This is a genomic window from Cellvibrio sp. BR, from assembly GCF_000263355.1.
Lineage (GTDB): Bacteria > Pseudomonadota > Gammaproteobacteria > Pseudomonadales > Cellvibrionaceae > Cellvibrio.
The window spans coordinates 282251-292068 of the sequence record NZ_JH668204.1 but is presented as its reverse complement, the minus strand read 5'-3'; the positions used below and the strand labels follow the sequence as shown (position 1 = coordinate 292068).

Here is a 9818-nt window from a genome sequence, read left to right as displayed (position 1 = left end):
AGAAGCCGTGCTTTTTTCACCACTCGAGGGAAAAATTACATTTGAAGGTAAACCCGCTGCGGGAGCGAAAATAAAATTGTGGTTTGCCTGGAAAGATAAAGAGGGTGAATCCTTTTATTACACGGCAGACGAAAATGGATTTTTTAAAATTCCGAAACATACAACAACCTACAAAGAAACACCTTTGGCTCAACTAGTTATATCTCAAGAAATTACTGTGGAACATGAAGGAAAACCATACGAAATGTGGGCTATGTCCAAAATGGACCCTGCCATTTTTACCGAACTAGGAGGAGAACCAATCAATCTACGTTGTGAATTAACGAACGATTTTACCACCATACGAGGAAATCACTCCTTAGGCGGCACCGCATGCATATGGGATTCATTGAATAATTAATAGGAGATTTTTATGACAACCCTCAGTCCAATCAAGGCTGCGAAGCTAGCAGAGGAAGTTTACGCCGTTCAAAAAGAAAGGCAGCTTAGGTTTTTTTAGATAGTATGTCTTTCGTTCTAACTACGCTAAAAATACTTGCCTCTATCTTTCTAGTCGCACTGTTCATCACCAGTGTTTTTAAAGCTCATCCCCGGACACATAATCCAAAAAATGGCCACCTTGCCGAATATACAACGGGTTTTATTCTGTTCACTGCGTCACTAGCGGGGCTGTACTACCTTTGGAGCTAAATTAGTATTAAGAATTAGCCTGGCGAAGGCTTTGAATAGCGATTACTTACGAAATAATTGGTCGATTACCAAGATTTGCTTAATAAAGTAAATAGATGTGCTGATCTACTGCTAATCCGGTCTGCCGCGTAGAGTGGCCCTTTGTTAAACCTGCGCACAACACTTGGGCATTACAACTGCTCTCACCGATTGCGCCGACAGTAGAAGGGTATGCCTATGCAAAACTCCATCGCCACTACCAACCGCAAACTACACCCTAAATACACACCCGTGGTATTTGCGTTTTACATGTCGCTGATCATGGCGTTTTTGATGTCGCTGATTATTGTTGCTGCCAACAGTGGCATTGCCGATCACTACTTCCAGCAGGTGTTGCATGCTTATCGCATCGCTATGCCATCCGCATTTGTGTGTATTTTAATTGTGCGCCCGCTGGTTATGCGCCTGGTGAAACTCACCGTAAATAATTAATTGCCGCCCCTTTTTATGCGCTACTCTCGCCCATAGATCGCAGCTACGCCCCAATGAATTAGCTCAATCAATGAACTCAATAAATGCGTGGAGTAATGAATGATGAAAACAGCAGTAATTACCGGTGCCAATCGCGGCATTGGCTTGGCATTAACGCAAAACTATCTCGCCCAGGGCTGGCAAGTAATCGGCATTTGCCGCACTACATCGCCTGAGCTGGATGCCTCAGGTGCGCAAGTTATTAGCGGTGTGGATGTCACCGATGGCAAGGCAGTTGCGGCGCTCGCACAACAACTCAGGGGCAAGCAGGTTGATTTGTTGATCAATAACGCGGGGATTTTTCAACACGAGCAACTGGGCAATATCGATTATGAATCGATACAACAGCAATTTTTGGTCAACGCTGAAGCCCCGCTGCGCGTGACCGAAGCACTGCTGGGCAATTTGACTAGCGGTGCAAAAATCGCGTTTATCACCAGCCGTATGGGCTCTATTGCCGACAATACTTCTGGTGGTTATTACGGCTATCGTATGTCCAAAGCCGCGCTCAATGCAGCGGCTATGTCGCTTGCACGGGACTTAAAACCACGCGGCATTGCAGTGGCAATTTTGCACCCAGGTTATGTACAAACGGCGATGGTGAATTTTGGTGGCGATATTTCCGCCGCTGAATCTGCCCAGCGCCTGACCCAGCGCATTGCCGATTTAACTCTGGAGAATTCCGGCGGCTTCTGGCATTCCAATGGCGAGACATTGCCCTGGTAAAAAACCGTTAACCAATCACGGGTGAGTGTTTTAAACGCGTAATTTTGCCCCTTGATCTGGCCCTGCGGCTCACGCTTTGAGCCGCGCTTGGGCTACACTGACAGCACTTTTTTAGATCCCTGTCTGTAGTGGCCCTGCGCCGTATCAAGGAACACAATTATGTCGACTAGCATTTCATCATCCGCAAAAATCCGTTGGGGTATTCTCAGCACCGCCAAAATCGGCCGCACCAAAGTGATTCCCGCATTGCAAAGCTCTGCACACAATGAAGTGCTCGCCATTTGTTCACGCGATAGCCAAAGTGCGCGCAACGCTGCCGATGAATTGGGTATTGCCCGTGCCTACGGCAGCTACGAAGAATTGCTCGCCGACCCGGATATCGATGCCATCTACAACCCGCTGCCCAATCACCTGCATGTGGATTGGTCGATTAAAGCCCTGCAAGCTGGCAAACATATCCTCTGTGAAAAACCTTTGGGGCTAAACGCTGACGACGCCCAGCGCCTGCTCGATGCCGCCAAGGCGCACCCGCATTTACACGCGATGGAAGCCTTTATGTATCGCTTTCATCCGCGCTGGCAAGCGGCCAAAGCGCTGATCGATTCCGGTCGCATTGGTAAATTGCTCACCCTGCATTCACATTTTTCTTACAACAATCGCGAGCCGCAAAATATTCGCAACAATGCCGATATGGGTGGTGGTGCATTAATGGATATTGGCTGCTACTGCATTTCGCTGTCGCGCTGGCTGTTTAATGCCGAGCCGACACAGGTGATTGGCCAAATCACCCTCTACGAAGATTATGAAGTGGATTGTTTGGTCTCAGGCATTTTGGAGTTTGATCAAGGCAGCGCCACCTTCACCGCTTCCACCAAAATTGAAGCGCATCAATACATGGAGGCTTACGGCGAAAAAGGCAGTATTTTGCTGCCGATTCCATTCAACCCGATTAGCGACAGCGCCACTGAAATTCATATCAAACACGATGGTGAAACTGAAATTATTGCGATTGAATCCAGCGATCACTATCGCGAAATGGTCGACGCTTTTGCGCGCAGCATCATCAACAAGCAACTGACACCCACACCGCTGACTGATGCAATTAATAATATGCGTGTGATCGATTCCGTTTTTGCCAGCGCCGCCGAGGGCCGCTGGGTAGAGCTATAGTTTGTAAACAAAAGCTCACAAACAAGCGCTGGCAAACGAGAACCGCCAAGCGCTAATTGCTTAACGAATTTTTAATGTAAAATGCAGGAAAAAACATGCAGACACAAAAACCACGCATTGTTGTTGTCGGCGGTGGCGCTGGCGGATTAGAACTGGCCACTAAACTGGGCGATAAACTCGGGCGTAAAAACAAAGCGGAAATTACCCTGATTGATCGCAATACCACTCACCTGTGGAAACCACTGCTGCACGAAATTGCGGTGGGCACCATGGATGAAGACGTGGATGCAGTGAGCTATCGCGGTCACGCCAATGCGCATCACTTTTTCTTTCGTGTGGGCACCATGATTGATTTGGATCGCGAACAACGCGAAGTAGTTTTGGCGCCCATGCGTGACGAAGATGGGGTGGAATTTTTACCCTCTACACGCATCCCTTACGATTATCTCGTCATTGCACTCGGTTCTGTCTCGAACGATTTCAATACCGCTGGCGTAAAAGATCACTGCTTGTTTTTGGACAGCCCAACACAGGCACACAAATTCCACACCAAACTGCTCAATAAATTTTTGCGCATTCAGCGTGTTACTGGCGCCGACGACAATGTGCGTATTGCCATTGTGGGTGCAGGTGCAACCGGTGTGGAACTCTCCGCAGAATTGCATCACGCCGTACACGAAATTCACAACTACGGTTTCAATGCGGTCACCAACGAACATTTGCACGTAACACTGATTGAAGCTGGCCCGCGTATTTTGCCCGCACTGCCCGAACGTATTTCCGGCTCAGCGCACAGTGAACTGGTAAAAATTGGTGTGGATGTAAAACTCAACACCATGATTACCTCCGCCTCTACCGAAGGGCTGCACACTAAAGACGGTCAATTAATTCAAGCGGATATCATCGTGTGGGCAGCAGGCATTAAAGTGCCCGACTTTATGGCCAACCTCGCCGGTCTGGAAACTAATCGCATCAATCAATTGCATGTGAATGAATTTTTACAAACCACCCGCGACACCACCATTTTTGCCATCGGCGACTGCGCACAATTTGTAAACCCGGACGGCAGCCGTGTGCCACCGCGCGCACAATCCGCTCACCAAATGGCGAGCGCCTGTTACAAAAATATTATCGCGCACTTGAATAACAAACCGCTAACCGCTTACAAATACACCGACTACGGCTCACTCGTTTCCCTCGCGAGTTATTCCACCGTCGGCAATTTAATGGGCAATCTGAGCAAAGGCAGCATGTTCATCGAAGGCCGCTTGGCGCGCATGGTTTATATCTCCTTATATCGCATGCACCAAATCGCCATTCACGGTTTACTCCGCACTGGCTTGATTATGCTAGGTGGACGATTGAACCGCTGGTTAAGACCGCGCTTGAAGTTGCATTGATTTAAATCCCCCCTGCCCCCCTTTTTCAAAGGTGGGATGGTGTGTGCCAATTTATGATATTTGCACTCTGTAGTTCCCCCTTTGCAAAAGGGGGTTAGGGGGATTCACTCGACTCCGCTCTAGGCCCCCATTAACCTGCCGCCCACCCAAACGGGTACAGCGCAAATTTTCCAGTACAAATAAATTGGTTAACCAAACTGGATTAGTGATCTTCGGGGGGAAATTAAATAAATAGTTAAGACAGCGCTTGAAGTAGCATCGATTTTTTATCTTATAGAGCCTATCCGCATACAGTGTCCTACAACATTAAAAAAATGCCCATTAAAAAACACCAACCACCGCATGAATATGATTTTTGGTAATTGCAAGAACTGTGGATAACTCATATTGTCTACAAGGTATTCATCCTTAAGCTAGTCAATTCTAGGGATGCAACTAAAAGACTCAATCAATGAAAAAGGATATATTTTTATGCCTACAGTTACAGCCAAAACCTTATGGGATAACCACCCTTATCCAGACTCGCCATGCAGCACAGAGCTCTTTGCTAACCAATGTGCTATCCGAATGGGCGCTGCCTTGGAAAAATCGGGGATAGATACCACCTCGTTTAACACCATGTATCCACGCAGACGTTGCAACTCAGCTTACCCAAGCCTAAAACACCACAAGCCAGGACACATCATGGCTGCGCAAGAGTTGGCTAATTGGATCGACAAAAACCCCAAAATTTTTGGCAAAACAAAAAAGATAACTAAAAAATCAACTTCAGCTGATTTCATTGGAAAGAAAGGAATCATTTTTATCATGAATGGTTGGGGTGGCACTGACCATATCGACATATGGGATGGTAGCGATATGAAAGGTGGATCTCCCCAATATTTCTCACTAGGAGAACAAGTATGGTTTTGGCAACTAAACTAAATAAAGCTAGCTGTTTATTACTTGCATTGCTTTGCGCTGGCTGTCAGGCAGATGAGGCAAATATTATTGACAAAACCACTATAGCCGGATACGAATTGCAGATTGTGATTGACAAAACTAACTGCAAACTTCTGTCCACCAAAGATGGAGAGCAAAAGACAACTCCATTGAACGTCAAGCCACCTTGTCATTTTATTAGACGTGATAACGGTGAAACACAACAACATGCCTACCCTGACAAAAGTATACAAGCCCTTGTTCTTATAGTTGGCACATCAATATCTGAAGAGAAAAGACAAAAGTGGAATTTAGAAAAAGGGTTGGTGTGCGGAGAGCAAAGGCAGGCGATTTTTATTACTGCAAATGAAATCAATGTATCTGACAGTATTCTGGAAGGTGGAATTGCATGCAAGGACAAAGGAGCCGATGAAAAAGATTTCGCTTTTTTTGCTCAACAATTTGAATAGCAACCATTAAAGCTAGAATCAATGTATACACGAGTTAGCCGGTCATACGGCTAACTCGCTGCATAAATCACAACCCCACCCGCATCACATTCACCTGACGCCCACCCAATTTCGTGCGGCGTACAATTTCCCAGCCGCGTTTTTGGTAGTAGTCGGTGTAGTCTGTCGCTGAAAGCCAGAGTTCTTCCAAACCTAAATCCAGTGCGTAATTTTTTGCGGCATCGATCAAGCTATTGCCTATACCTTGATGACGCAAATTTTCCTCTACAAATAAATTGCTGAGCCACACCGGACTGGCGCTGGTGACTTTGGGCATACGTTCGCTACTGCGATAGGTGTAATCCACCAGGCTAACGCAACCAACTAGTTGATCGGTTTGCAAGGCGATAAGGGTTTTGGGGATGGCGCTTTCACGGATATGCATGACCAAGCGCTGCAGGCGCAGGGCGAGAGTTGATTTTAAACCTTGGCGCTCACACTCCTGATGATGCCAACGCGCGACCTGCGCAAAGAATTCCGGTTTGGATTCCAGTGCGCAGACGCTGATCCTAATGTCTTTTTTTACTGCCGATAATTTCACAATCGTTACTCGATGCGCACAAAATAGCAGTGCCGAACGGGCGCCACTGCTATAAAAAATGGGGATGCTTGAAATGGGGCAATCTACTTAGTGAGACAGTCTAATTAATGGGACAACAGGCAGAGACAAAAAACTCCCGGCTAGCGGGAGTTTTTTAAACACCGGTAAACAGGTCCGTTAATTGGTTTTGGTTTCACCGAACCATTTTACGTCTTCACCGTGCGCTTGTTTGTCCGCGTGGTACGACGAGCGCACCAGTGGGCCGCAGGCGGCGTGTTTAAAGCCCATTTCTTCCGCGAGTTTGGTGTACTCGGCAAATTCGTCAGGGTGAACAAAACGCTCAACCGGCAAATGGTCTTTAGAAGGCTGCAAATATTGGCCGATGGTGAGCATGTCGATGTCGTGCGCACGCATGTGTTTCATTACTTCAATAATTTCTTCTTTGGTTTCGCCGAGGCCAACCATCAAACCGGATTTGGTGAGTACATCGGGACGACGCGCCTTGTATTGTTTGAGCAATTCCAGCGACCATTCGTAATTCGCACCGGGACGCGCCTGGCGGTACAAACGCGAGACGGTTTCCATATTGTGGTTGAACACATCGGGCGCTTCTTTTTCCAGAATATCCAAAGCGATTTCCATACGGCCCCGGAAATCTGGCACCAGTACTTCCACTTGCAATTTCGGGCTGAGTTCGCGCGCTTCGCGGATACAGTCGGCAAAATGCTGGGCGCCGCCATCACGCAGATCGTCGCGGTCTACCGAGGTAATCACTACGTATTTCAACCGCATCTCCGCAATTGCTTCAGCGAGTTTGCGCGGTTCCTGTTCGTCGAGTGGATTGGGTTTGCCGTGGCCCACATCGCAGAAGGGGCAGCGACGGGTACAGATATCACCCATGATCATAAAGGTCGCGGTGCCGCCACTAAAACATTCACCCAGGTTCGGGCAGTTGGCTTCTTCGCACACGGACGACAATTTGTTTTTGCGCAGAATAGATTTAATGCGATCAATTTCGGGCGAGGCGGGAATACGCACACGAATCCAGTCAGGTTTGCGCTGGGTTTCGTCGCGATCGCTGGCAATCACTTTTACCGGAATACGCTCGACTTTGTCGGCATCGCGCAGCTTTTCACCCTGTTTGTAGCGCTCGGTACGTTTGACCGGCTGCAGTTCGGGTACGAAAGTCGATACGGGTGGAAGGTCTGTCATAAGAATCTCGTTGTTGGCTGACTGTGCCATTAACCCGTTGCGAGTCAGGAATAGCGTGTGAGACACGCCGTGAACCCATCCATGGGATGGGGGCTTGTCGTCGACATCCTGTCTCCGGCAGTCTCACAAGGCTATTCCTGCCTCACAACTCACTATGATGAAAATTCAGGCGTATTAATTGGCGCGCATTGTACAGGTTTCATAACCCAATTTCCGCGCAAATTCTGCGACAAGTTGGGTTTGAACATCCGCCAATGCGGGCGGATTGGGCAATAAATCTTTCATTTGCGTCATCGCCAAGCCCTGATAACCACAGGGGTTGATGCGCTCGAAGGGCGCTAAATCCATCGCCACATTGAGCGCCAAGCCATGAAAACTGCAGCCGCGCCGCACGCGCAGGCCGAGAGAGGCGATTTTATCGCCGTTCACATACACGCCCGGAGCATCCGCCTTGGCGGCAGATTCAATGTCGTAGTACGCGAGCGTGGCAATAATAGTTTGCTCGATGCGAGTCACCAGCTCACGCACACCGATGTTCAGGCGACGCAAGTCCAGCAACGGGTAGGCCACCAACTGGCCGGGGCCGTGATAAGTCACCTGCCCGCCGCGATCCGTCTGCACAACGGGAATATCACCGGGAAACAGCAAGTGCTCGGCTTTGCCTGCCTGCCCTTGGGTAAATACCGGCGGATGCTCCACTAACCACAGCTGATCCGGTGTTTCCGGCGTGCGCTGGTTGGTGAAATCGGTCATGGCTTGCCAACTGGTTTGGTAATCCTGCTGGCCGAGGTTGATGACTTCCAGCGCTAAAGAGGATTGCGCCAAGTTACATCACCATTTTAATGCTGCGATTAATACGCAGATCTTCGTGAATTGCCGTCAGCTGCTCTACGCCTGTAGCGGTAATCCACACAGTTAATGAGTTGTAACGGCCTTTGCTGCTTTCTTTGATAGTGATGCGCGTCTGATCGAAGCCGGGCGCGTGGCGCTCCATAATTTCTATCACATAGGTATGCAGATCCGGCCCTGCCTCACCCAGCACTTTGATGGGGTAGTTTTCGCAGGGAAACTCAATTTTGGGGGGCTGTTGGTCTGACATAAGGTATCTCGGCTATCGACAAGTTGGGCAAACGGGCTGTCCTTGATACTTGCGCGGGTACTTGTCTTGGTAAATAGAGGGATAAAAGCTGGCGCAAATTATAGCCTCAGTATGGGGGCGAAATCCTCTTTAACAAGCCGGAAAAGGTGGTTTTGACTATTCAGATATAGGCTTATCCGTTATGCTCGCCGCCAATCTTGGCGTTAAAAAAACAATTATTTGCGCCAAAAAAGAATAACTTTTGCGCCAACTACGGTAGCCATCACCTACGCTGATACGGCCCCAGTGACATGTAAAAAGGATATCCAGACTTGTCATCACACTCGCACCCACTACTCGACACCCGCCACGCCATTGAAACCCCGGAAGGCGCGCTCCTGCCGCTCACGCCCGCTGGGTTTATGGTGCGCTGTTTAGCACAGCTGATCGACATTCTGATTCGCGGCGTGATTACCACGATTATGTTTGTCCTGCTCTCCCTGCTCGGCAAAATGGGCACTGGGGTCGCGCTGATACTGGCGTTTTTGCTGGAGTGGTTTTACCCGGTATTTTTTGAAGTGACACGCAACGGCCGCACACCCGGCAAAAAATGGCTGGGGATTCGCGTGGTAAACGACGACGGCACACCTATCACCTTCGGGCCATCGCTGCTGCGCAATCTACTGCGCGTGGTGGACTTCCTGCCCATGCTCTATCTCACCGGCATTATCACCAGCCTGTGCAATCGCCAATTCAAACGTCTGGGCGATTTAGCCGCCGGCAGCATGGTGGTGTACGACGCAACCACCGCCCAACACACCGACTTTGCCGTGCGCGGCCAACTGCCGGTGCCAGCCGATTTCTCCACCGACGAACAGCGCGCGCTGCTCGCCTTTGCCGAGCGCAGCAATTATTTGTCTGCCGAGCGCCAAGCTGAACTCGCGGCACTGTTAGTACCGGTGATAGGCGCGCAGGACCCGGTCACGCGCATTAAACAAATGGCCAACAGCATGGTCGGCAAACACTAAGCCCACCGCTGCAGCATTTAGCCAAGGAAAAAA

12 protein-coding genes are annotated in these 9818 nt (G+C 49.1%); 8 read left to right on the top strand and 4 right to left on the bottom strand.

What is annotated here, in order from left to right:
* From O59_RS17115 to O59_RS17085, 7 genes are all read left to right on the top strand, one after another.
* On the top strand, positions 1 to 400 hold a 400-nt coding region (locus tag O59_RS17115; RefSeq protein ID WP_157152616.1), incomplete at its 5' end, for a DUF6795 domain-containing protein.
* 506 nt (positions 401 to 906) lie between these two features.
* Positions 907 to 1161, top strand: coding sequence for a DUF2798 domain-containing protein (locus O59_RS17110; protein WP_007644850.1), 255 nt, complete (start codon positions 907 to 909; stop codon positions 1159 to 1161).
* A 99-nt stretch (positions 1162 to 1260) separates the two neighbouring features.
* The gene (locus O59_RS17105; RefSeq protein WP_007644848.1) at positions 1261 to 1926 is read left to right on the top strand and encodes an SDR family oxidoreductase; all 666 of its coding nucleotides are present in this window, start codon (positions 1261 to 1263) and stop codon (positions 1924 to 1926) included.
* Positions 1927 to 2085: 159 nt separating this feature from the next.
* Positions 2086 to 3096, top strand: a complete 1011-nt coding sequence (locus O59_RS17100; RefSeq protein WP_007644847.1) for a Gfo/Idh/MocA family protein — start codon at positions 2086 to 2088, stop codon at positions 3094 to 3096.
* Between the two features lie 95 nt (positions 3097 to 3191).
* The gene (locus O59_RS17095; RefSeq protein WP_007644845.1) at positions 3192 to 4496 is read left to right on the top strand and encodes an NAD(P)/FAD-dependent oxidoreductase; all 1305 of its coding nucleotides are present in this window, start codon (positions 3192 to 3194) and stop codon (positions 4494 to 4496) included.
* 471 nt (positions 4497 to 4967) lie between these two features.
* Positions 4968 to 5420 (top strand): T6SS effector amidase Tae4 family protein, encoded by a 453-nt coding sequence (locus O59_RS17090; RefSeq protein WP_081489729.1) that lies wholly within the window; start codon positions 4968 to 4970, stop codon positions 5418 to 5420.
* A complete protein-coding gene (locus O59_RS17085; protein WP_007644836.1) occupies positions 5399 to 5887 on the top strand; it encodes a hypothetical protein in 489 nt (162 codons plus the stop codon). The genes O59_RS17090 and O59_RS17085 overlap by 22 nt, the downstream gene beginning before the upstream one ends.
* 67 nt (positions 5888 to 5954) lie before the next feature.
* On the opposite strand, the gene O59_RS17080 is transcribed toward O59_RS17085, so the two are convergent.
* From O59_RS17080 to O59_RS17065, 4 genes are all read right to left on the bottom strand, one after another.
* Positions 5955 to 6467, bottom strand: coding sequence for a GNAT family N-acetyltransferase (locus O59_RS17080; RefSeq protein ID WP_007644834.1), 513 nt, complete (start codon positions 6465 to 6467; stop codon positions 5955 to 5957).
* Between the two features lie 177 nt (positions 6468 to 6644).
* Positions 6645 to 7679 (bottom strand): lipoyl synthase, encoded by a 1035-nt coding sequence (gene lipA / locus O59_RS17075; protein WP_050977102.1) that lies wholly within the window; start codon positions 7677 to 7679, stop codon positions 6645 to 6647.
* A 174-nt stretch (positions 7680 to 7853) separates the two neighbouring features.
* Positions 7854 to 8504, bottom strand: coding sequence for a lipoyl(octanoyl) transferase LipB (lipB, locus tag O59_RS17070; RefSeq protein ID WP_007644832.1), 651 nt, complete (start codon positions 8502 to 8504; stop codon positions 7854 to 7856).
* A 1-nt stretch (position 8505) separates the two neighbouring features.
* Entirely contained in the window at positions 8506 to 8778 is a 273-nt protein-coding gene (locus tag O59_RS17065) for a YbeD family protein (protein ID WP_007644831.1), read from the bottom strand.
* Between the two features lie 311 nt (positions 8779 to 9089).
* On the opposite strand from O59_RS17065, the gene O59_RS17060 reads away from it, so the two are divergent.
* Entirely contained in the window at positions 9090 to 9785 is a 696-nt protein-coding gene (locus tag O59_RS17060; protein ID WP_007644828.1) for an RDD family protein, read from the top strand.
* Positions 9786 to 9818 lie beyond the last annotated feature (33 nt).